Below are 22,745 nucleotides of genomic sequence, written 5' to 3' on the forward strand. Positions count from 1 at the left end.
AAATATGAGCGACTCAACGAACTCTAAAAGCGTAGACTTTCATGTAAATAGTACAGGCGGGTATGTCGAGCCACCTGAGTATGAGGATACGATTGATCATATTGGCTCTATTTCAAGACATACAAGTCTTGGAGTTCCGGGAGTAACTACTTCTGTTACAACTAGCATTAATCTGGAAACAAATGAGATAACTACATCACAGTCAATCGACGTAGATTTTAAACGTGTTGAAGTTTCATTTGAAAAGGACTCGGCGGGGATTGACGTTGTACCAGGCGCTGTGGACATTGGTCTTACTACCACCGGCGATGTAACAATAGGCGTAAGCGGGGAACTTCAAGATGGCACTACTGCCGGAGTTCATACATCTTTTGATGTACCCGGAATAGGTAGAAATATCTCTCTTCTTGGTGAATATACTGGCAAAGTCGTAGCAACATACCTTGGTGCATTAGATTCATTTCTCAATGGCGCATTGAAGCAAGGAGTAAGCCCGTTTAAGGCCGAGTCGTACTTCCAAGCGAACACTGGTGCAGAAGGGCAAGCGGCTCGAGCAGCGGAAAAGAATAGCTTTTCCTCGGATGTAAGCGCCGCGGAAAGCGCCGTTGAATCGTTGGTCGAAGGTGCGACCAACGCCGGTCAAGCGATCGTTGACGGCTTCACCTCAGGTGGTAACAAAATCGCAAATGGAAATATCATAGGCGGTATTGCAGACATCGGCAGAGGAATTGGAGAAGCCGTAGTCGAAGTGGCTAAGGGTATTGGGAACGCAATTGCTGACGTCGGCCGTGGGATAAGCAATGCTATTTCTTCCGTATTTGGACAACGTGATGATAATGACAACAAAGGGTCAGATAGAGGTAAACCTATCATCTTGGATATGGATGGCGACGGAATTGAGGTGCTAGTCGAAGGCGTGATTGATTTTGACATGGACGATGACGGGTTTCTTGAAAGAACATCATGGGTTGATAAAGACGACGCTTTTCTTGTTTTAGATCTCAACGCCGACGGCACAAGAGGGCAAGGTGACGGGGTAATCGACCAGACTAAAGAGTTGGTACTTGCTAAATGGCTCGGATGGGACGGTGCGACAGACCTCCAAGCTTTGGCACTCTTTGACCAGTCAGCAGATATGGGTGGAAACAATGATGGACTACTTACTTCAGCGGACAGTGTGTGGTCGGAACTCAGAGTTTGGCAGGATTCGAATTCTAACGGTGTTTCTGACTCTGGGGAGCTCCGTTCGCTAAACGAATTAGGCTTCGAAAGTATCAATTTGACTTATGATGACGGATCCGATTTTGCTGACCTCAGTAATGATATTACAGTTTACAATAATAAAATTCTGGGGACGGCTTCATATACACGGAATGGTGTAGTTCAAGAAGGTGGAGTCGGGGACGTTGCTCTTTCGTATCTTGCTGAAGGTTACCAGAAATCGACTTCCGGAGTGGAGCAAACAATTGCCTATGAAGTAGGAAGCTCTAGAAAACTTTACGATATACAAAGTAGCTCTTCAGCTGCAGTTGATCTAGCCGGCGGTGATTTTGATGGAGCAATTGGTGACGGGAGAGAAAACAGAATTGATGCTTCTGGAAGCACTATAGGCGTCGAATTATACGGCCATGGAGGTAATGACCACATCACTGGCAGTTCCTTTGACGACGAGATCGTCGGTGGATCTTATAACGATACCATAAACGGAGGAGACGGTTGGGATATTCTCGTGGGTTCAGAGGGGCACGATGTTATTCGTGGAGGTAGAAACGGTGACACAATATATGGGGACGGTGGGCATGATCGACTTTCTGGAGAGGACGGTTGGGACACCATCCACGGAGGTCGTGGAGATGATTGGATTTGGGGCTCAACCGGACAAGATACAATTCGAGGTGGGGCTGGATTTGATCGGTTGAATGGAGGCGCAAACGCAGATGTCTTCGAGTTCTTCTGGATTGATCCCGATACTGGCTATGGAGATGGTTATGACATCGTGCAAGACTTTAACATTTCTCTCGATACTGTCCGTTTCATGAACAGTATTGGAAATACAATGCAAAACCTATCGTTCTCTCAAGAAGGAAACGATTTACGGGTTGCCTATGGTGATGACGACGACGTGATTCTATTTCGAAACCTTTCAGAAACCCAATTCACTGCGTCAAATATTGAGTTCGTTTAGAAGTCTTTAGATTAATATCGGCATCCACATTATTTTGGGTGGGTGCCGATCCGGCAGTAGCTTGCTGCTAAAATTTACTAACTCTAGGTCAGAAGCTCTCAGCGCTCTTCTTAGAATAAGACTTGAAAATAAGAGAAATCTAATCAAAAACTTGGACCACTTAGCTCTTTTCCGTTAACATACTCTATTTTAAATAAATCCAATTTGATGATACATTTAGCTTGGTGGAGTCTTCAAGACTCCTTCATTCTTATCAGTCTTCCTACTCATACTTTGAACGATATAGCTGGACTAATATACGTCAACATAATGAATCTAAGGGCCAAATCCTATTTTAGATCAATTCTAAAATTGTACAGAGATTAAGCAAATTCATTGCCAAATGGAATGAGTGCATCTACAAGAAATAAGCTAGAATAGTAGATGCATGGTTCAACATGGAAATAACTAAAGATATCTCAGAGCTGCCAAATTCTGACGGAATTGTTATTCATTCGTCGTTTCTTTGGTTCGAGCGCTTGCAAGCCGGAAAATCCATGTTTTTCGCTAAGCTTGAAGAACGAGCCGCGCTGGAACAGGTTCCCATTTTCTTGGTCGATGCTGAGAACACAACATCTCAAAGATTGCGAGACTTAGATCACGTTCACTTATACCTCAGATATCGCAATCCATATATAAATAAAGGTTTTCATATTGCAACTGGATATATTAGAGGTTTTTGGTATTGTGATCCAAAAGGGGTTAACTGGAACTCATCTATTGTCAATATGGAATTTGATCCGAAAGAAATAGAATTTGATGCTGCGCGACGAACTTATTATGGTATTCGCGGGTTTGTACTCCCGCGAAATACATCTAGGCATTCACAACCTATTGTAAAAGGAGATCCATTGCCTCCGGCGGCCGCAACTATCTACTTACAGGACTTGGAGAACAAGAAATACTCGCCTCATTTTTTACGCTCAGAGGAGATGATTAAAACGGCTGCAGAATGTATTGACGGTAGGGTTTACGTAAAATTTCACCCATTGCAGACTATGAAAGTTCGGGAGTATATTACCGAGTTATGTGCTGAATACAAGAGTGTTGAGATAGTTGATCGGTCTATTCATGAGTTAAATGAAATATCTGATCTCATCATTACGCAAAACTCAGCCGCTGCCTTTGAAGCGCTTTTTCACAAGAAACCAATAATTACTTGTGGAAAGTCAGATTTTCATCACGCGAGTATTGTAGCCCGAACAATTTCTGAGCTGGAGCGTGGCATAGGTACCGCTGCAAGAAGATTAGTGGACTTTCAATATGCAAAGTACTTTCATTGGTTTTTAGCCGAGCAACTTTTAGAAGTTGAAAAACCTGAATTTGCCGACCGTCTATGGGCACGGATTATGACGCGAAATCCATAAGCCACCTGCTGATCAAAACCATTTTACCAAATGACTTAGCGCGTCTCTTCAAGACTGGGCTCGCGTGCGTGCACCAAGCCGCTTAGAGGTGTCTTGGCCCGCTAGGCTTTGATTGCTCGCGTAAGTCTTGGGGCTTCGCCCCCGGCGCGGTTCACGCAAAACAGATCGAAGAGATCCTTGCTTTAAGGGTTTCCCAAACGGGAGCCTCCCACAAAGACAGAGTATCTTTCGCCGGTTTTCCCTTCCCATTGCACCCCCACTGTTCGCCACGAGGCAAGGTTGCAAGCGCAACCCTAGACCCAAGGAAGGACAAGTAAGATGCAAAGGAACCAAATTATTCACGGAGAGGCGGCACAAGAGCTGATGAAGATGGCGGACGGATCGGTTGATCTAGTCGTGACCGATCCACCCTATCTGGTGAACTACAAAGACAGAACCGGGCGGTCATTGCTAAACGACGATAACGCGGCGGGCGTTTTGCCAGTGTTTGAGCCATTGGCGCGCGTTCTCAAAAACAATGCCTATTGCATCAGCTTTTGCGGCTGGTCAGCACTGCCGAGCTTTACCGCAGCATGGGAGAACGCCGGGCTACAGATCGTGAGTCAGATCGTATGGAAGAAGAAATATGCGTCCCGAACGGGATATACGCAGTATCGGCACGAGACAGCTTATGTTTTGGCGAAGGGGAACCCTGCCAAGCCTGCGCGCCCTATCGCAGATGTGCAGGACTGGGTTTACTCTGGCAATAAGCGGCACCCCACAGAGAAAGCCGTGGAGGTGATCTCCCCCTTGATCCGTTGTTTTTCCAATCCGGGTGATACGGTGCTGGACCCGTTTTCAGGATCGGGGTCAACGTCCGTTGCGGCTGTTTTGAATGATCGAGAGTTCATCGGCATTGAGTTGGAGAAAGCCCATTGTGAAACGGCACGCGCAAGAGTGGCTGGGGCACAAGCGTTCAAGACTCGGCAAAATGGTGTTGCGCGCGAGGTGGCAGCATGAGCATGTATTCCGAGCAGCTAAGGTTTACCGCGCTGCTGGACACGGCAGCGCAAGACAACAAAGCACGTAGCTTCGCGAAAGAAGCAGCACATTTGCCATCCGACTGGTGCGAGGCACGCGCCTTGCACCCTATCCAAATCAGAAACCATCACGCAGCGATGATGGAGAATGACTTTGACACCGCATTGCGCATACGCGCGGACGCCCACTTGCTCGCGAAAAAGCTGAATGGCGGCCAACCGGGCATCTTGGCTGGCAGGGACGCGCCCGGTTGCGTTCTTGCGCGTGCTGCCGCCGCTCCACGCGGATCTGAGCCGCTTTGGGGGCAGGATGGCCGGTTCATGGCGCGCGCTGCTGGCACGACGCTGGATGTCGAAGCCAAAGGTATGTTCGGAATAGGCGCAATCGCGATGCCCTACATTGGATTCTCCGTTCGGGCCGTCGATCCCACCACGCCATTTATCAGCGAAACCGGATATAGAAGTTTCTTGGGGGTGTCAGTTGCCCCACAGCCGGGCATTACGACAGGGGATTTTGTGCAAGAGGTGATCGAGACCTATATTGCACAAGAATTGAAGGGAAAGCTCTTGCGGATCAAAACTGACAGTCTGGCGGGGGCGACCTGGAACAGACCTTGACCACAGCCTCTTCAAAAAAATGCGACGAACCGTGCGGTTCGTCGCATAGAGACCAATAGGCCTGGAAGACGAGAAGTCGGCTCGGCCTTGATGTTTTAGAAGAATGTCATGCATTCAACCATAGAGATCAGTCTGCAAATCCCATTTTCCAAAGACCGCTATGAAAGCCTAAGTTACCGTCCACGAAACCCGCGACGGCCCGGATACAGAAGCTCTGTTTTAAAGCATGGCAATATCTTGAGGCCCGACTAAATCGCGAAATCATCTATAGACTTGCCTGCTTCTAAAGCCTCCTTGAGCCATTTCGGCCTTGGGCCTCTACCTGACCAAGTGAGGGCGGGGTTTTCTGGATGGCGGAACTTTGGAGCGCTGTCCGCTTTGGCGCGCGTTCTCTTTCTCTCCGATTTTTCTGGAGCTAAGCCCAGCTCTTCCAATTCGAACCCGGACTCTTTGATCAATTGCATGACGTCACGTTTTGTTGCCATGAGTGCTTCATGGCGAAGCTCTTGTTTGATCAATTGCAGATCAGCTTCATGCTGTTGAAGCTCTTGATAGGTCATCTTCTTCAAATCAGATTTCGTTGGTTTAGCCATTGCAGTTCTTCTCCTTGGTAGAGACTGACAGTGTGGGAACAACAGACTGCAGTCAATGAGGATGACAACTCAATCAGCCGAAGAGCGCGCAAATCTGTTATTTGCAACTGTATCGGCACCAAGTGTCGAAAGTTACTGAGAATTGACCCATATAGGCGTTGCTCTGACTTTTTAATTGGCCGTGTATGCAATGATTGAGGCGTGATTTCCGAGTACTCTCGACTTTGGGAAGAACCCCCAGGCGGGATGTTTCAATCGGGCATAGGAAGAAGTTCGATACGTTCGTAACTGACCTCAAACGTATGCTGCGACTGGGGCGACTCACACTATGGGACCCATGCGGTGCAAATGACGAATTCCTCTCCGCCACCACAGGTTAAAACCTCCGCAAACTAAACAAGATCTTTCCCGCACGGCAGCATCCGTGAAAAGCGTAATCAGGAAAGCGCTTTCGAATATTCCGAGCCGCCACTTTCTAAATCTGCAACACATTGTTTTTCCATAGAAATGGGCGGGAATTAGAACTTCACTGCATGCTCAAGATTTCGCCGTCAATACCGACAAAGCAGACATCCTCGCATATCGTATCAGTTGTTTATTTCTGAACTCAAACAACCCATGACAGACTCACTAATGCCGTGTACACCACTCATTAGGTAAGTAGAATCCGCCCATTAGAACTATCTGGATTATTGTTATGGATGACCCAATTCTCAGCTCATACCTGAAAGAATTTACGAAAAACTTTGATCTTGAAGGGCAAAAGGAAGCAGACGTCTTTGAGTTCTTCTCGGCTTATAGTGTTTTGCATCGTGATTTTTCGGAGCATACCAACTTAGCGGATGTAGTCGTCGCAGGTGGGCTTGACACCGGTATTGACGCGATTGGTATGTATCTAAACGACATACCTGTCGTCAGCACCATGCAAGTAGACGAAGTTTCAGCGAAGCAGAAGATAGATGCAGATTTTTGCTTTATACAGTCAAAAACATCACGCAATCTGAATTCGGCGGAGATAGGAAATTTCGTTCAAGGAGTAAAAGAATTCTTTGGTCGAAGGTACATGCCTGCAAATGATAGCATTGCGGATAAACGTGAATTGTCTGACCACATTTTTTCTAATAGCGTCAAGATGCGAGCTAAGCCAAGATTGCATCTCTACTATTGTTACAGCGGTTCGTTCAAAGGTGATCCTGCTATCGAAGCACGAGTGGCTGCGGGAAAGGCGGAACTCATGGAGTTCAACTTATTCTCTGAAGTAAATTTTTTGTTTGTTGATGCTGATAAGCTGCAAGCTCGATACCAAGAAGTAAACCTTCGGGTGGAGCGCGAAGTACAAATAAACGAATATGCCGCGCTTCCCCCGATCAACGGTATTAGGCAAGCCTACATCGGTGTGTTGCCATGCAAAGAATTGATTTCGCTTTTATCTAATTCAGAAGGAAAGCTGCACAAAGCGCTCTTCAATGAAAACGTTCGAGATTTTCTCAGTAGCAACCCAGTTAACAATGAAATCAAAGCCACGTTGCTATCAGTTGATAATCAGAGCCGACTTGCCGCATTGAACAATGGCATCACAATTGTCGCGAAGCGCATTCAGATCGTTGGCAAGAGGTTTGCACTTGGAGACTTTCAAATTGTCAATGGTTGTCAAACGAGCCATATTGTTTTCGCAAATCAGCACCTTCTGACCGAAGACACCTCGCTTCCGGTAAAGCTGATTGAAGCTGAAGATCGAGATCTTGTGAATGAGATTGTTCGTGCGACGAATAGGCAAACGGAAGTCAAGGATGAAGCGTTCGTAGTGCTTGGAGAGTTCCACAAGCGGTTAGAACGCTTCTTCATGAGCGTGGATGATTTACCAGCAAATAAGATCGTTTATGAGCGGCGTAAAAGACAGTATTCTGACACGGCATACACGGCTCAGAACGTCGTCACACTCACGTTTCTGACAAACAGCTTTGTAAGCTGTTGTCTTGAAAATCCTGTAGACGCGATAGACTATTATGGCGTTCTTCTAAAAAAATATGAAAAAACAATGTTTGTCGAAGGTCACTCACTTTGGCCTTATCTTTTGTCAGCAAAAATTCTAAAGGAAGTCGAAAAACTCTGTGTTGGGAAGGCTCGCCCATCACTTTGGAAGTTTCGGTTTTTAATTTCTACTATGGTCCGACGTAGTTTTGGCGACTTTCCCAAGCTCACGAACGACAGAGATCAAGCTGCATACGCAAAGGCGGCCTTGAAACAGATCAATAACAAGAAAGAATTCGAAAAAAGAGTTAGAAAAGCAGAGAAGAGCATTGCTGCTGCTATGACTGAAAAGGGACGTGCATTCGACAAAAGGAATGCTCATCAGGACCGTAAGTTCATTGCGGGCCTTCTTCAGTAAAGTTCAGCGCGCTAGTCTTTACCGGTAAACTTCTGGATGCTTGAGGCCGGAATGACTACTTTGGCGAAGCTGCACTGCGGCATCGACCGACCACATCAATGGCCGGATTGGGCCGAACCAAACGGTTTTCTCTAAAGGGGGGCGAAATCAGGCCAGTCTTCGCGCCAATATCTAGAGTTCTGTGGGTCGCGTCGAGCTTCACCAACGGCCTCAAAGCGATAGTGCTCCATGCTGTGGTGTTGTTGAAAATTCTTCAGTGCTAAGCCAAATAGCCAAGACCCGAAAAACTGCAGTTCCAACCCATCAGACTCATCGAATTCGGCGCCACTACACGTGAACTGCCTTGCATAGTTTTCGAAACCCAACATGCGTGGCGGGCAATGTGCGACAATGTCTAAGTGTCGACGAGTCGCAAAAATGCGGGAGGTCTCTATCAAGCTGGATAGCTTCCCAACTCTTGGGGAACCGAATATGTAGCAATCGTTGATTGGAACCTGAAATTGCATCTGATTCAGCAAAGCGGCGATGGCGCCACCCAGTGAGTGCCCCGATAGATAGATTGCACAATCAGATTTTGAAATTCTGTCTGCCATTTTACTGCTTAAACAGTCTCGAATAGCTGAGGCTAGTTCCTCAGCCTCGTTCAGAAAGCCTCGGTGGATTCGGCCGCCGAAGCTAGAATTGGATTTAAACGCGTTTAAATTAACCAGCCAATCGTACGCGAATTGGGTGCCACGCACTGCGACAAAGATGAATGTACGAGCCGGGATTAGCACCGCAACTGATCGTCTGGTGCGAATAACATGCACGCCTTGAAAGTCGAGGCTTTCGAGCGCGTCTGCAAAGTCGAATTCTTCGCCAATGACAAGCCTTTGAAACATCTCGCAAGGCACCAATTTTGCCCGCGAATGATTGTTCCGCTCTTCTTCTCCAATCGCGCAATAGGCCAAATGTGCCAAAATACTAGATGCCGCATTTCTTGTTACTTTAAATTGGCCCCGCTCTCTCGACCAATGAGACTGATTAATTAACAGCCAAAGTGGTCCACCTACTTGTCTAACTTCTTCTCGCGATGCTGGTTGTAACATCCTTTTGTCTCCTTCGAAATTAATTCAAAAAAATAGGAAAATGTGAGGTGGATCGGCACTCAGCATAACGATGAAATCAGTTGGCTCCAGATTATCACACTGCACATATTCTCTAGGACAACAGAACGGATAGAGTCAAAATTATTCGTATTGGCGGTCAAGGCGGCTCCGACGAAGCTCTGCAAAGATGTGCCGCGTCGCAGCAATAATGCTGAGATTTAAGATCGGCTTAGGCCGTTCGTTTCGATATTTTCTGGGCCGAGCCCCTATGATGCTGTGGACCGGAGAACGGCAGGAATGGGCCCAGAATGACAGATGCTGCGAGCTGCACCAATATCGGCTTTGTCGGAAACTGACCGTACAAATGAATTCGCCTTGAGATCGATTTTCCTGAGAAGCGTTAAAGCCCACAATGCTCCACTTCACGGCATTCTCGTGCCTGTAGGTTACCGAGGGAAAAGTGTCCGTATCCTGAAACTATTGATCCACGGGCAGTAGCACCCGGAGCCACTAAAACAAAAGGACAAAACGGCATCGTGATCAATCGGCCTAAATGTTCTCCGTTCCTCAGAATTTGTTGATTCACCACCGCGCAAGTGTCGCAATTGTTCGTTATGTCCCAATTGTAAGAAATTCTAGGATTTTGCGGAGTGCCCGTATTACTACCCACCGGCGCGTTACGAACCTGAAAACAGGATGGATCTATAGAGGTGTCCGCCTGGATGGGCCTTGGCGAGATGAGGAGGAGTGCTATAAAAATAGGGGCTAATCTTCTTTCACTATTCATGTCTTGTCCTTGACTGGGATTTACCGACTTAAAGTCACTGGAGGGCGGCCTAAGAGTTCATCGATTTGACGAGATGCCTCTTGAAAGAGTGGTAACAGATTTCCGTCGGTAGCGATTTGGCGAATGTAGGACAGCACCTCTAGTGCTGCCTCATAATCACCGTTTTTCGCATATTTTTCTGCGGATAAAAAAAGTGAAAGCCCGTCAACACTGGCTAAGGTCCGTTCAAGATCACGTTCACGTTCGCAGCGTGCGGCCATTGGTGCTCCAGGAATGCGGTCATCCAGTAGGCCTACTCGTGCGCAGTCTTCAGAACTCAATGCAGAAGCACGCTCGGCTTCATCATTCCATATTTCTGGTTCTTGCGGGTTCTGGATTATAAAGCGGCTTGTTGCATCACCCTGATAAGCAGGCCAGCTACTAGGTCCTATACTAACGCTAGAGCTGCCTTCTGATACAATGACGCCACCACCATTTGGAGTGAATTGAGCACCAACCCATCGACCGCCGTATTCACCCACAGGATCACGAAAAAACTCGCTTTTATATATACGAAATCCCAGACCTGAGGAAAGATCAACCGGTGTAACATAAACATCCACTCGCGCTTGGCGTGCGCGACCCTCGTTACGAACTGTGCGAACAATTACAAGTAGGCTGCGCCCACTAGGGGAAATAGAAGCAGCGGTGAATGATCGGACGCAATTATACTTTGGAGGATAAAGTGTTGTAATCTGCCGGCTACGGAACCAGCGTTCATCTTCTTCGGGTACAGATGCCGAAAGTGAATAACGTGAAATGACGGAGGCTTGTGGATTGAGCGGATTCCCTGGGGCTCGAACCAGGAGCACATCACCGAACAAAACTGTTAAAATGCGGATGCCTTCAGGCGTAACAGAATATGTTAAGGCACGCTCAGCGAATGGTCGTCCATCTGAGTGAGAGCGATAAAACCCATTGGCTATGCGACAGTGGGTCACGATTTCCTCATCGCGGTTGAAGCGAAGCGCGTTTATTGAAGAAGAGTTTGGCTCGTCACCTTCGTATCCATAATCGACAGGATTCCACCTCGAAACAGCTTCAGCGCCAGTTATAAGCTTACCCAATGGACCTCGTCTTAAGAGGCCACGTTGAGGTGCAATGATGCGCTCGATCACGGTCCCATCGAGCGTGACGGAGACATGTTGACCTTCTCTAAGCAAAAGCAGGCTTGGAAATCGAGGGTCGAAAGGTTGTGGACCTATAGGAGGCGTCGCTTTAAGTGCCTGTGTACCGCGCGGGTTACGCTGCCATTCTCTCACGCCCGGGATGTGAAAACCCTCCAACATTGCAATCTGGTTTAAAGTGCCCCTGGAGAGAGTTGAGACTCTCACACCGTTGGATTCTCGCGTGGCTACAAGTGTTCCATCCCCACTGATGGCGAAGCGCTCGGTGGGGAAAGGGAAGCTTTGGATCGCATTGTCCTGAGCAATGGCGCGCCCATCTAAAAGTGTAGCAGTGACCAATATGGCGAAAAATACTGCTATAAAATAATTGGATTTTCCCATGACAAGATCAACCCCCGTTACCTGAAACAATGATAGCCTAGCACCAAGATTCTAAGTGTGTCTCGAAAAAATCCTTAGCAAGAGCAGATCTTGATGTGTCGCGAAGCGAAACTCCGCTTTGTCCCGCAAATTGCCAGTTCGATCCGTTTCAGATTTGCAGTTGCAGCAAAGGTCAGCGAAGTGTGCTGCGACCGAAGCATCTAATGAATCTGGCTAAGATCGATTTCGGACCGCGAGCGATTCAGAATCCTCTTCTCACTCGCGCCACAACTGGGAGCGATCAAGAAAATTTGTATGTGACATAATCAAAACTATGTAGGACAGGATTAAAAAGAAGAGCTTTTGTTGGACACATCCGACGGTTGTGCGGGATGATCTGAACAGACCACGAGCACAACAGCAGAAAAATGCGACGGACCGGATAGTTCGCCGCATCAAGGTCTATCGGGCAGGACGACGATAGGCCAGTTCGGCTTTGATGTTTTTCAAAGACTGCCGTGCATTCCGGCGCGCAACGGAATCTTTAGGTGCTACTGAAGCTGTCAGAGCAGCTTCTCGAAAAAGACCCCGCAGTGCTGCGGGCGGCAGCTTCAAATTGAGTAACAAGTTTCATGTGATCCTCCATCTCTTGGGAGGCCCCGAACCACTCAGGGCCTTTCGGCCCGACCCACATCAGAGGCTCTGATTGGATCGGTGGACGTCTTGGAGATCTGGAATCACGTGACTGACAAAGATACTTATTGAAGCTACCGCGAAGTGCGCGAACGAGTTTGAAACAATATATATGCTCCTTCAGTCTATGTGATAACTTATAGATACCCTGTTTGCATTATATAGGTCATTGATATATACTCTTTAGTAAATTGAAAGAGTAGGTATTTATACCCATGTCCAGCGTGAAAGATACAGCAATTCGACAATATGCGCGTCAGCTTGATGACGCGGCAAGGCAGTGTGCCGGTCTGACCCCACCAAAAGAAGGTTGGATCACAACCATGCGCAAAGCACTTGAGATGTCCGCACCAGAACTGGCGCGCCGTCTGGGCGTGACCAAGCCCGCGATCTATCAGGCAGAGCGCAAGGAGCGCATAGGTGGTATCACTCTCCAGCATATGGAAAGACTTGCGGAAGCCATGGGCGGAGAATTTGTCTACGCAATCGTACCCAACGCGAGCGTGCGCGACGTTCTCTATTCGCAAGCCCGGGAAAAGGCGAAGCAAACGGTAAAGCGTGCCAGCGCCCATATGGCTTTGGAGCAGCAGTCTTTAACGCCGCAGCAGCTCAACCAGGAAATCGAGCGACTTGCCGAAGAGCTCTTGCGCGACCGACCGTCTGATTTTTGGGAGGCATCTTGATATTCGAAGAGCCTGAAGGTGCGACACCGTTAGATCCCGATGAGATTGAAGGGCTCAGGTTCAGGCATGTGGTGACGCGTGGAGAACTGGACGAGCTAGAGCAAGCCAACATCACCCAAGGTCTGCAATGGCTCGGACGCCGCCGGGGCGGTGATATTTTAACTGACGAATTTGTCCGCCGCTTGCATGAGCGGTTGTTTGGAGATGTCTGGGATTGGGCAGGTACCTATCGTCTTCGCGAAAAAAACATCGGCATCGATCCGTTTCAGGTTCCGATGCAACTTCGTATGTTGCTCGGTGATGCGCGATACTGGGTGGAGCATAACGTATACCCGCCACTGGAAGCCGCGGCGCGGTTTCACCATCGCATGGTGCAAATCCATCCGTTTCCAAACGGCAATGGACGTCACGCCCGCATCGCGGCAGATGTACTTCTTGCCGATCACTACAATCACCCCGCTATCGAATGGGCCAGCGGGTTCGATCTACAAGCCGACAATCAGCGGCGTATAGAATATATCAAAGCGCTCCGGGCTGCTGACAAAGGAGAGATAGAGTTGATGCTGGCGTTTGTTGGAGGAACAAAGCCCAAAGGGTGAGCAACTCCAACGATGGGAAAAACCGGCTGCGGCAGTTTCGATATAAACGGCAATACGCGGAAAGCGTCCCCTCCAATCAAACTACAAGGAAGACAAAGGTCAAAATAAGAAAGCGCAGGCCGTAGCCTGCGCTTTAATGTGGTGCAATCGAATGCTTGTTAACGGCTCGACCGCGAATTTTGAACAAGACGATATTTACAGAGAACTAAATCTTCTTCAAGCGCTTTTCGGTTGATTTGACGCAGACAAGAAACCAAAATTGCTCGAATTTTAGGAGTGTGTTTATGCGTCTTGGTCTTGATATTGGGACAAATTCGATAGGTTGGTGGCTCTATGCCACTGAACGCGGCCAGATAACTGAAGTCGTAGATGGCGGGGTGCGAATATTTTCGGACGGGCGCGACCCGAAATCTAAGGCATCGCTCGCCGTGGACCGTCGGGCGGCTCGAGCGCAGCGCCGCCGTCGCGATAGATATCTGCGCCGCAAGGCTGCTCTGATGAAGCGTATGGCAGAAGCCGGGTTGATGCCAGCCGAACCAAGTGAGGCGAAAAAACTTGAGGCACTCGATCCGTATGCGCTCCGAGCCGAGGGATTGGATAAAGAACTGCCGCTCACTCATTTTGGGCGTGCCCTATTTCATCTGAACCAAAGGCGCGGTTTCAAATCTAATCGCAAGACCGATCGCGGTGATAATGAAAGCGGTAAGATAAAGAATGCGACTGCGCGGCTGGACCAAGCGATGATCATCAAAGGCGCACGAACCTATGGTGAGTTTCTGCACATGCGTCGCAGCACAGTCAGTGATCCGAAGCAAGTGCCATCCGTTCGTACCAGACTATCAGTCGCACGATGGGAAGACGCCGAAAAGGAGGAGGCGGGTTATGATTTTTATCCCGACCGCCGCCACCTGTCGGAAGAGTTCGCTAAGCTTTGGATGGCGCAGGCCATGTTTCATCCTAATGTCTTGACTGATAACTTGCGTGATGAGATTGCTCTCGTCATCTTTCACCAGCGACCTTTAAAAACACCAGAGGTGGGGCTTTGCCTCTTCACCGAAGAAAAACGTATCCCCAGTGCGCATCCATTGAACCAGCGGCGCATTCTGGTCGAGACCGTAAATGCTCTGCGCATCGCAACACCCGGCGAACCGGTAACTGGTCTGACCACAGAACAGCGCGATCAGATCATCCATGCATTGGACAACAAAAAACATACAAAAACACTGTCTGGCATGTCTATGACGCTCAAGGCGCTCGGCAAAATAATACGTTTGAGGCCGGATCAGTATTTTACACTCGAGACCGCGAACCGTGATGCCATTTCATGCGATCCAGTCCGCGCGAGCTTATCCGATCCTCGCCGATTCGGGCCCAACTGGTCTTCACTTTCTTCCGATGCACAATGGGACGTGATAAGTCGCATCCGCGACGTTCAAAGTGAGGCAGAGCATGAAGCGCTCATAAATTGGCTCACATCCTTTAACGATCTTGACCGAGATCATGCCGTAGAAGTGGCACGTGCGCCTTTACCCGAGGGCTACGGGAGATTGGGTTTGACGGCGACCACCCGCGTATTTGCCAAGCTCGACGCGGATGTTATCCCATATAGTGAAGCAGTCGCACGGTGTGGCTGGCACCATTCGGATGATCGGACCGGCGAGGTGCTGACTGAGTTGCCTTACTACGGCGAAATCCTGACGCGTCATGTCATCCCTGGAAGCTATGACATAGAGGATGATGACATCAAACGCTATGGTCGCGTTACAAATCCTACCGTTCATATCGGGCTCAATCAATTGCGCCGTCTGTTGAACCGGATCATCACAGTTCACGGTAAACCGGAAGAGATCGTCGTGGAATTGGCTCGCGATCTGAAGTTATCTGAAGACCAAAAACGAGACGTTCAGCGCGGCATCAAAAAAAATACCGAAGCTGCAATCCAGCGCGGGAAGAAGCTAGAAGAATTGGGTGTACCCAATACCGGCGCCAATCGCATGGTTTTGCGCTTGTGGGAGGATCTCGGAGATGATGTCATGGTCCGAAACTGCCCTTATTCCGGCCAACGGATCAGCGCAGCGATGCTGTTTGACGGCTCCTGCGACGTGGATCATATCCTGCCATATTCCCGAACTCTGGATGACAGTTTCTCCAATCGGACGCTATGTTTGAAGGAGTTCAATCGAGAAAAGACTAATAAAACCCCTTGGGAAGCTTGGGGCAATATGGATCAGTGGGACGCGATCGCCGCTAATCTCAAGAACCTACCCAAGAATAAGGCTTGGCGATTTGCCTCCGACGCCATGGAACGATTTGAAGGTGAAAACGATTTCTCAGCTCGAGCGCTTAAGGACACCCAGTATCTATCTCGCATCGCTCGCGCCTATCTGAATGCTTTGTATGATGGTGGAGACCAAGAATCGCATGTTTGGGTGGTACCCGGTCGACTCACGGAAATGTTGCGTCGACATTGGGGTTTAAACAGCCTTTTGTCCGATAAAAACGGCGCGGTTAAGACCAAAAACCGGACAGACCATCGTCACCATGCGATCGACGCTGCCGTGGTCGCGGCTACGGATCGCTCTCTCATCCAACGTATAAGTAAAATAGCCAGTCGCGACGAACTTGTTGGTGCAGAACAGGTCGCTCGATCTGTCGCACCTCCATGGGAGGATTTTCAAAAGGACGTAGCTTCCCAATTGCGGCGTATAATAGTCAGCCATCGCGCTGATCACGGTCGCATAGACCCCGTTGCCCGTAAGTCCGGAAACGACAGCACTTCCGGACAGCTTCACAACGATACAGCATATGGGTTAGCTCATGACGGAAAGGTGGTCAGTCGCAAGCCACTCATGTCACTTGGCGCAGGTGATATCGCGATCAGCAAGCGCGGCGCGAATATCCGCGACGCAGATTTGCAACGTCATCTGGCGCGTGTGACACGTGGACTTGATGGAAAAGACTTGGAGAAAGCGCTATCGAATTTCGCAAATGCACCCAAATTACCTGATCAGTCTGACAACCCATACTTCCGAGTGCGCCGTGTGCGGATGGAAGACACATTGCAGAAAAGCGCTCAAGTTCAGGTTGCTGACAGGGATGGGAAGGTATTCAAAGCTTACAAAGGTGACAGCAATCATTGCTATGAGATTTGGCAACTTCCGAAAGGCAAGATCAAATCGCAGGTGATTACAACCTTCGAGGCACATCAAACAGGCTTGGATAGAAAGCCGCACCCCGCAGCTAAGCGGCTATTGAGGGTTTTTAAACGTGACATGGTCGCTATTGAGCGGGATGGAGAAACGATCATTGGCTACATTCAGAAACTTGACGCCGCCAATGGACTCTTCATTGCGCCACATGCCGAGGCGAATGCCGATGCTCGCAATCGTGATAAGATCGATCCGTTTAAGCTTATTCAAATGAGTGCAGGCCCCCTTATCAAAGCGAATATCCGACGGGTTTATGTTGATGAAATGGGCCGTTTGCGAGATCCGAGACAACCTAAATGATCTAAGATTTGGTGGAAACTCAAGAAAGCAATACAATTAGTGCCTTAGCGATTCGTGTTTAATTAGTGTGGTGATGTATTGGATCAGATTATTGATATTGCGACGGACGGTCGGCATTTGTCACGCGACCGTGGATTTCTGAAAGTAACTGAAGACGGGGCCGAGATTGGCCGTACTCCGCTTGATCAGATCGCAGGAGTTATTGTACATGCACATGGTACAACGTGGTCCTCCTCTCTCTTGGTGGAGTTGGCTGAACGTGGTGCGCCGGTGGTCCTTTGTGCGGCAAACCACGCCCCAAAATCCGTGCTCATGCCTTTGGAAGGACATCATACGCAAGGCGCTCGGATGCGAGCGCAATGGCAAGCGAAAACACCTTTGATCAAGCAAGCTTGGAAACAGGTTGTCTCCAACAAGATAAAAATGCAGGCCGCTGCTCTCGGTGCTTTTGGTGAAGCACATGCACCTTTGGAGATGATGATCCGAAAGGTGACCTCTGGCGACAGTACGAATATTGAAGCGCAGGCCGCCCGATATTACTGGCCCCGCATGATGGGTTTAGAGTTTCGGCGCGACACCTCGGCCGACCAACAAAACGCGCTTCTTAATTATGGCTACACAGTCTTGCGCGCAGCGACTGCCCGCGCCGTTGTCGCCGCGGGTCTGAATCCGACAATTGGTCTGTTCCACGCGAACCGTGGCAATGCTTTTGCCTTGGCCGACGACCTCATGGAACCGTTTCGACCGTTGGTCGACTGCACCGTCAGGGCAATTGTGAAGGAACGTGGAACAGAGGTTGATATGGAAGCTAAACAGGTTCTTGCGGGACTAATCGCAACCGATCTGCCCTTGGGCAATGGCATAACGCCAGTCTCGGTAGCGGTGATGAAACTTGCAACCTCTCTCGGACAAAGCTTCGAAACTGGCAAGCTCATCCTCGCCTTGCCGGAACCGCCAGACCCTCTCGTGATGGCGGGCTTGGGAAAATGACAGCGACTGTCACACAATTATCAGGATATCGTCTTATGTGGATTCTTGTGATGTTTGATCTACCGACGGATACCACGAAACAACGAAAGGATGCCGGCACTTTTCGCAACTTTCTGTTGGACGAAGGGTTCGAACGCAGCCAGTTTTCTGTTTATGCACGTTTCGTGAACGGGAAAGAGGCGTTTTCCACCCGGGTTAACCGTATCGAACGCAACTTGCCCGAGTCCGGTGATGTACAAATCCTCAATTTTACCGACCGACAATATCGTGATATTGTGCATTTCTCCGATCAAGGTCGTCGTGAGGCTCGTGAAAATCCAAAACAGTTGGTAATGTTTTGATGCGGTTCGTACAGAAATCACACACAAGCATCCAAATAAAGCCCTTCAGTTTCAGGACCTTATTTGGATATCAAGTGTAGCTGTTCAAAATTCGCGGTCCAGCCGCAACTGGCCTTCAGATCATCCTTCAGCCAGTTCCAGTGTAGCTGTTCAAAATTCGCGGTCCAGCCGCAACTGATCCACACACGATTGACCGCCAATCCAAAGTGTAGCTGTTCAAAATTCGCGGTCCAGCCGCAACACCGGCAGCCGCCTTTCCGCTGGTGCGACAAGTGTAGCTGTTCAAAATTCGCGGTCCAGCCGCAACGAGAACGAAGCGTGGTGGCGCGAGAACTGCAGTGTAGCTGTTCAAAATTCGCGGTCCAGCCGCAACGAACTGGCCAGCCAAAGGGTTACTTGGCGCAGTGTAGCTGTTCAAAATTCGCGGTCCAGCCGCAACTGTTACACTCTCTCCGCTCATGCGGTAAGAAGTGTAGCTGTTCAAAATTCGCGGTCCAGCCGCAACTCACCGCCTGACGAACACTAGGGTGTGATAGTGTAGCTGTTCAAAATTCGCGGTCCAGCCGCAACTGCCCTTGGCCTCCGCTGGCTGGATCTGGCAGTGTAGCTGTTCAAAATTCGCGGTCCAGCCGCAACAAAGGACAGACATATCCGGTCGCGTCGCCGAGTGTAGCTGTTCAAAATTCGCGGTCCAGCCGCAACAGCGAGGCCCAACCGGTCAAAAACGCTCATAGTGTAGCTGTTCAAAATTCGCGGTCCAGCCGCAACTAGGCAGCGGCGGCAGTCATCGGTCCGATGAGTGTAGCTGTTCAAAATTCGCGGTCCAGCCGCAACCGAATGGCAAGCCGACATCTTGAAGGCCGCAGTGTAGCTGTTCAAAATTCGCGGTCCAACCGCAACCGGGTGGCAACGGCCTAAGCCGCTCTATACCTCAATGGAAAGGGATTCCGTACTTACCAACCTCAAAGGAGACGCTAAGATTTTATATGTAGGAAATTTCGGGCTTGTTGGGGCAGCAGTGCGATCATTATTTCTGACTTTTTTTTTAGCAGCCATGCTGCTAGATACCTCGCATTCATCGGCACAAAGTTTTGACGTTGAAAAACTGGCGGAGCGTCTACCCCCACAAGTTCTGGAAAAATTTCAGTTCGAAGATAATGGCGAATTGATCTCTGGGCCTGTACGCGCTCGCGGGGAACCAATCGATTACTCGGAACTCCTTGATGTCGAACTTTTGAAGAGTGGTTTCTTAGATAGCATTTACAGCTGCGTCGAAGGCATTCACTACTGCGATCAAACTATATTCCGGCAAAGCTCAAAATCACTACCTCTAAAAGTAATTTCTGAGGACGGTATATTTGACCTTGATGCAGCAGAATTGGTGCATGAGGCTATCTTGCGCACGCTCGCGACACTCGGCTTTGAAGTTCCAGCAGAGGCTGACGAAAATAAATCCAGAATTACACTATATATTGGTTCCATAGATTACTTGCAAGATAAAACGAAGGCGCAAAGTGACAGATACGGCTTTGAACACTTCGAAAGGCTTCAAAAGAACCGTCCAATATCTTTAGTTGGGCAACTTCTAGATCGATTTCAGATAGAAGAACCAGATGACTACCGCTCGTGCTACGTATCTACCCGCGAACGCGCAGAACTTGATCGGATTACGATTTATCTTGAGCCAAATGACTTAGATATCTGTCTTGCCCATAGCTTAATGTACTCACTGGGCTTTGGTGCAACAGGAGCCAACCTACCGACGGTGACAAATGTATCTGGTCGATTTCAAGCTGCGACTCTCTTAGACTTTATGTTCGTCGAATGGCTTTATGATGAGGAGTTCCCGACTTCTAGCGGTATAGTTCCAATTAAAGAATTCCTAGAACATTCCCAATCTTCGGTGAATCGAAATTGAGGGCAGGCTTGAAGTTTGAAGATCATATAAACTCGACAAAATCCGCGTAAATAAATCTTTGTGCTTGTTAAATTTGCATATGCGACTTGGTAGCAAGACGTAGAAATTCTTAATCGAGTGTAAACTTTAAAGAGCCTTCAGAAGTAACAAGCGCGCCATTTTCTATCTCCATATCAGCGGTTACATGAACATTAGGCATTACTACAGCAGAGACTGGAATGTGTACCCCATCGTCGATTTCGGCGTCTACGGACACCATACCACCCTTAGATCCGTCCGGATTGGCATGGCTATACCAATCCAACCTAGCTTTTGAAAATAGTCCCATATCTAGCCACCTACCACAACATTTTGTAGAAAGAGTAACACATTACTACGACTTATAGAAACAGAAAATATTCCTATCACCAATGGGGCAATGCCTTCCACCGCAAAAGCTACCTGCGACCAAAAAACATAGAAATCAGCGTATCTTTCAAGTGGTCTTTGTGGGGCGATACCTTTAGATGAAAAATTCACTTCGCTACTCGGTTCCTCTTTAGCATATGCTTCGTTATCGCTGATTGCAGTGCTAAAGAAATCCCGTATGAGGTAGCAAATTGCTGCGGCTAGAATTAGAATTAAGGCAATTGCAAAAGCTCCTGCCAAAATATCTTTGTTGTTTTCGTCAATCTCGATCTCAGCTATCTTAATTGATTTTATGGGAAGGAACTGCAGCACTATAATGAAGAAAGAGAAGGTGTAGATCTTGGAATGCAACCCCTTAAATTCTGAGGAAAGAATAATCATTTAATAATCTTTCTATCCACCCTCTTCCAGATAAGGATACTCATTCCCAATTTTCCATCATCCCGTATCCTTCTAACTCTAAGTGTGAGCTTTCTTTTCCCGAGCGGCGTGACCCAAGCCTTTAGATTATATACGAAATTTGTCGTTTGACGCGACGGTGATTTCCAAGTACTCCAGAAAAGCTCGACGACTTCATTCTTATGAGCTGAATGTACTTTTCCCTCCGCGTAGTCCAAAGCACATTTAAAAGTGGCAGCCGAAGTATCTTCAACATAAGCGGTATCCATTAACTCGGGAACAACGACATCCATAAACGACCCAATCTATTTTAATATATTCTAACAAGCATTTTTTCGCCGACAAGAGCCTTAGTGCGGGGATATGATAAAATTTCTTGCTTGTTTTTTAGCCCGTTCCGAACCTTGGTTTCAGATATCCTCTCAAATTAAACCTAATTTACGGCTGCGTATCTCTACAAGATCGAGCTCACGTGAACCAGGCGGATGAGTACTGTCGTGGCCCTCCGGGCTTTGATCTCCCGCGTGGAGCTTGGACGTAGCCTCGGGCGCAGTTCAAGCAAAACAGATCGAACAGATCCTTGCTTTACGGATAGCTTCAACTGGAAACTCCCATAAAGGCATATGATCTTCCGCCGGTTTCCCTTTCCCTTGCCCCCCCACTATTCGTCACGAGGCAAGACAGACACTTGTTTTACCTGATGCTGCACTGGCCAAGACCAATATTTCGTCTTCTTCTGAGACAACGGCTAAACGCTGCTCTAGCGTGAGAAGGTTGGAGTCGATTCCATCGAAGAACTCCTTCATTTCATCGAGCTCACTGGCGATAAATCGCTCGGCAGCGTCTTTACGCATACTCCGGGCATTTTCTTGGAATGCGATAGCTTTATTCAAGAGCTGGCGTTTTTTGTATGCAATGGCATCGCCAGGAATGGCCGCAGATAGTTCCTCCATGATGTTGGACGCGCGTTCGAAGAAGGGCTGCAACAAGTACTTAGATGGATATCACCGAGGGTTCTCAAGGCGTTCAGTGGCGTTTGCTGGCTTCTAAAACCCCGTTTCAAAATGATCGATCTTGTTCCCGAAATAGCGCCGGATCGTATCGTGTGCGGTGTTGGTAAATCGCGCAGCGTCATCACGTCGAATGCCGATCACGCTCGTCTCCAAGCCGTTCTTCAGCGCAAATGTCGCGGCCTGACAACCGAGGGCCTTCTTTGTATTTGGCAGGACGGCCAAGTCGGAGAAGTGAAACTGCTTTCCAGCTTTGCGCAAGACCGAGAACCCGTCACCGGTGTTTTCTACCCCAACAGCCATGACCTAGTGAACGCAGCAGCACACCTGCAAGCTGGTTTCGTCTCACCCGCTGTGGTTTTTCGGTCGCCATCACTCAATTTTCGACCCTTCCAATGCAGCCTCGCCAAACTGCCTGGAGTGAAATAATTACCAATATAACAATATGTTAAGGTAAACGGCAGTGATTGGACGCCCATATTCACTGTTGCGAACGCCCCCTTGCGGGCCGGGCTGTCGTGAACCTAGCCAGTCTGTGCCTGTCTCGGCCCTGCGGCTTCCATCCCTTGCGCAGCTATAGCCAG

General features: G+C 48.6%; 18 protein-coding genes and 1 CRISPR repeat array. Of the genes, 11 read left to right on the top strand and 7 right to left on the bottom strand.

What is annotated here, in order from left to right:
- Positions 1 to 4: 4 nt before the first annotated feature.
- From KIN_RS13055 to KIN_RS13070, 4 genes are all read left to right on the top strand, one after another.
- Positions 5 to 2,185 carry a calcium-binding protein gene (locus KIN_RS13055; RefSeq protein WP_159807591.1) on the top strand — a complete coding sequence of 727 codons (2,181 nt, stop codon included), beginning with the start codon at positions 5 to 7 and terminating at the stop codon, positions 2,183 to 2,185.
- 437 nt (positions 2,186 to 2,622) lie between these two features.
- On the top strand, positions 2,623 to 3,591 hold the full coding sequence (locus KIN_RS13060) for a capsular polysaccharide export protein, LipB/KpsS family (protein ID WP_159807593.1): 969 nt from the start codon (positions 2,623 to 2,625) through the stop codon (positions 3,589 to 3,591).
- A gap of 318 nt (positions 3,592 to 3,909) precedes the next feature.
- The gene (locus KIN_RS13065) at positions 3,910 to 4,590 is read left to right on the top strand and encodes a DNA methyltransferase (RefSeq protein ID WP_159807595.1); all 681 of its coding nucleotides are present in this window, start codon (positions 3,910 to 3,912) and stop codon (positions 4,588 to 4,590) included.
- Positions 4,587 to 5,228 (top strand): hypothetical protein, encoded by a 642-nt coding sequence (locus KIN_RS13070; RefSeq protein ID WP_159807597.1) that lies wholly within the window; start codon positions 4,587 to 4,589, stop codon positions 5,226 to 5,228. Before KIN_RS13065 ends, KIN_RS13070 begins: the two co-directional genes overlap by 4 nt.
- A gap of 248 nt (positions 5,229 to 5,476) precedes the next feature.
- On the opposite strand, the gene KIN_RS13075 is transcribed toward KIN_RS13070, so the two are convergent.
- Positions 5,477 to 5,821 carry an H-NS histone family protein gene (locus tag KIN_RS13075; protein ID WP_207710134.1) on the bottom strand — a complete coding sequence of 115 codons (345 nt, stop codon included), beginning with the start codon at positions 5,819 to 5,821 and terminating at the stop codon, positions 5,477 to 5,479.
- Positions 5,822 to 6,518: 697 nt separating this feature from the next.
- On the opposite strand from KIN_RS13075, the gene KIN_RS13080 reads away from it, so the two are divergent.
- Complete coding sequence (locus KIN_RS13080) at positions 6,519 to 8,210, top strand: AIPR family protein (protein WP_159807599.1); 1,692 nt, start codon at positions 6,519 to 6,521, stop codon at positions 8,208 to 8,210.
- 131 nt (positions 8,211 to 8,341) lie between these two features.
- On the opposite strand, the gene KIN_RS13085 is transcribed toward KIN_RS13080, so the two are convergent.
- The gene (locus tag KIN_RS13085) at positions 8,342 to 9,298 is read right to left on the bottom strand and encodes a lipase family protein (protein WP_159807601.1); all 957 of its coding nucleotides are present in this window, start codon (positions 9,296 to 9,298) and stop codon (positions 8,342 to 8,344) included.
- 807 nt (positions 9,299 to 10,105) lie between these two features.
- Positions 10,106 to 11,632, bottom strand: a complete 1,527-nt coding sequence (locus KIN_RS13090) for a hypothetical protein (RefSeq protein ID WP_159807603.1) — start codon at positions 11,630 to 11,632, stop codon at positions 10,106 to 10,108.
- An 887-nt stretch (positions 11,633 to 12,519) separates the two neighbouring features.
- Here KIN_RS13090 and KIN_RS13095 point away from each other — a divergent pair.
- From KIN_RS13095 to KIN_RS13120, 6 genes are all read left to right on the top strand, one after another.
- On the top strand, positions 12,520 to 12,987 hold the full coding sequence (locus KIN_RS13095) for a mobile mystery protein A (protein ID WP_159807605.1): 468 nt from the start codon (positions 12,520 to 12,522) through the stop codon (positions 12,985 to 12,987).
- Positions 12,984 to 13,586 carry a mobile mystery protein B gene (locus KIN_RS13100; RefSeq protein ID WP_159807607.1) on the top strand — a complete coding sequence of 201 codons (603 nt, stop codon included), beginning with the start codon at positions 12,984 to 12,986 and terminating at the stop codon, positions 13,584 to 13,586. Before KIN_RS13095 ends, KIN_RS13100 begins: the two co-directional genes overlap by 4 nt.
- A gap of 284 nt (positions 13,587 to 13,870) precedes the next feature.
- Positions 13,871 to 17,095, top strand: a complete 3,225-nt coding sequence (gene cas9, locus KIN_RS13105; RefSeq protein ID WP_159807609.1) for a type II CRISPR RNA-guided endonuclease Cas9 — start codon at positions 13,871 to 13,873, stop codon at positions 17,093 to 17,095.
- Positions 17,096 to 17,173: 78 nt separating this feature from the next.
- Entirely contained in the window at positions 17,174 to 18,085 is a 912-nt protein-coding gene (cas1, locus tag KIN_RS13110) for a type II CRISPR-associated endonuclease Cas1 (RefSeq protein WP_159807611.1), read from the top strand.
- A gap of 35 nt (positions 18,086 to 18,120) precedes the next feature.
- Positions 18,121 to 18,426, top strand: coding sequence for a CRISPR-associated endonuclease Cas2 (gene cas2 / locus KIN_RS13115; RefSeq protein ID WP_159807613.1), 306 nt, complete (start codon positions 18,121 to 18,123; stop codon positions 18,424 to 18,426).
- Positions 18,427 to 18,499: 73 nt separating this feature from the next.
- A CRISPR array of direct repeats spans positions 18,500 to 19,326; the repeat unit is 36 nt; unit sequence AGTGTAGCTGTTCAAAATTCGCGGTCCAGCCGCAAC.
- 34 nt (positions 19,327 to 19,360) lie between these two features.
- A complete protein-coding gene (locus KIN_RS13120; RefSeq protein WP_159807615.1) occupies positions 19,361 to 20,344 on the top strand; it encodes a hypothetical protein in 984 nt (327 codons plus the stop codon).
- A 109-nt stretch (positions 20,345 to 20,453) separates the two neighbouring features.
- On the opposite strand, the gene KIN_RS13125 is transcribed toward KIN_RS13120, so the two are convergent.
- The 4 genes from KIN_RS13125 to KIN_RS13140 all read right to left on the bottom strand — a co-directional run bounded on the left by KIN_RS13125 (position 20,454) and on the right by KIN_RS13140 (position 22,464).
- Complete coding sequence (locus tag KIN_RS13125) at positions 20,454 to 20,672, bottom strand: hypothetical protein (protein ID WP_159807617.1); 219 nt, start codon at positions 20,670 to 20,672, stop codon at positions 20,454 to 20,456.
- 2 nt (positions 20,673 to 20,674) lie between these two features.
- Complete coding sequence (locus KIN_RS13130) at positions 20,675 to 21,133, bottom strand: hypothetical protein (RefSeq protein WP_159807619.1); 459 nt, start codon at positions 21,131 to 21,133, stop codon at positions 20,675 to 20,677.
- A 686-nt stretch (positions 21,134 to 21,819) separates the two neighbouring features.
- On the bottom strand, positions 21,820 to 22,104 hold the full coding sequence (locus KIN_RS13135) for a hypothetical protein (protein ID WP_159807621.1): 285 nt from the start codon (positions 22,102 to 22,104) through the stop codon (positions 21,820 to 21,822).
- A 93-nt stretch (positions 22,105 to 22,197) separates the two neighbouring features.
- Complete coding sequence (locus KIN_RS13140; protein ID WP_159807623.1) at positions 22,198 to 22,464, bottom strand: hypothetical protein; 267 nt, start codon at positions 22,462 to 22,464, stop codon at positions 22,198 to 22,200.
- Positions 22,465 to 22,745: the final 281 nt, after the last annotated feature.

The sequence above is a fragment of the Litoreibacter roseus genome (assembly GCF_009811795.1).
In the GTDB taxonomy this organism is placed as follows: Bacteria; Pseudomonadota; Alphaproteobacteria; order Rhodobacterales; family Rhodobacteraceae; genus Litoreibacter; species Litoreibacter roseus.

What these genes read in the sequence shown, in the direction of transcription:
- KIN_RS13055 (WP_159807591.1), top strand. Translation starts at nt 5, where the DNA reads ATGAGCGACTCAACGAACTCTAAAAGCGTAGACTTTCATGTAAATAGT.
- KIN_RS13060 (WP_159807593.1), top strand. Translation starts at nt 2,623, where the DNA reads ATGGAAATAACTAAAGATATCTCAGAGCTGCCAAATTCTGACGGAATT.
- KIN_RS13065 (WP_159807595.1), top strand. Translation starts at nt 3,910, where the DNA reads ATGCAAAGGAACCAAATTATTCACGGAGAGGCGGCACAAGAGCTGATG.
- KIN_RS13070 (WP_159807597.1), top strand. Translation starts at nt 4,587, where the DNA reads ATGAGCATGTATTCCGAGCAGCTAAGGTTTACCGCGCTGCTGGACACG.
- KIN_RS13075 (WP_207710134.1), bottom strand. Translation starts at nt 5,821, where the DNA reads ATGGCTAAACCAACGAAATCTGATTTGAAGAAGATGACCTATCAAGAG.
- KIN_RS13080 (WP_159807599.1), top strand. Translation starts at nt 6,519, where the DNA reads ATGGATGACCCAATTCTCAGCTCATACCTGAAAGAATTTACGAAAAAC.
- KIN_RS13085 (WP_159807601.1), bottom strand. Translation starts at nt 9,298, where the DNA reads ATGTTACAACCAGCATCGCGAGAAGAAGTTAGACAAGTAGGTGGACCA.
- KIN_RS13090 (WP_159807603.1), bottom strand. Translation starts at nt 11,632, where the DNA reads ATGGGAAAATCCAATTATTTTATAGCAGTATTTTTCGCCATATTGGTC.
- KIN_RS13095 (WP_159807605.1), top strand. Translation starts at nt 12,520, where the DNA reads ATGTCCAGCGTGAAAGATACAGCAATTCGACAATATGCGCGTCAGCTT.
- cas9 (WP_159807609.1), top strand. Translation starts at nt 13,871, where the DNA reads ATGCGTCTTGGTCTTGATATTGGGACAAATTCGATAGGTTGGTGGCTC.
- cas2 (WP_159807613.1), top strand. Translation starts at nt 18,121, where the DNA reads ATGTGGATTCTTGTGATGTTTGATCTACCGACGGATACCACGAAACAA.
- KIN_RS13120 (WP_159807615.1), top strand. Translation starts at nt 19,361, where the DNA reads ATGGAAAGGGATTCCGTACTTACCAACCTCAAAGGAGACGCTAAGATT.
- KIN_RS13125 (WP_159807617.1), bottom strand. Translation starts at nt 20,672, where the DNA reads ATGGGACTATTTTCAAAAGCTAGGTTGGATTGGTATAGCCATGCCAAT.
- KIN_RS13130 (WP_159807619.1), bottom strand. Translation starts at nt 21,133, where the DNA reads ATGATTATTCTTTCCTCAGAATTTAAGGGGTTGCATTCCAAGATCTAC.
- KIN_RS13135 (WP_159807621.1), bottom strand. Translation starts at nt 22,104, where the DNA reads ATGGAGGAACTATCTGCGGCCATTCCTGGCGATGCCATTGCATACAAA.
- KIN_RS13140 (WP_159807623.1), bottom strand. Translation starts at nt 22,464, where the DNA reads ATGGCTGTTGGGGTAGAAAACACCGGTGACGGGTTCTCGGTCTTGCGC.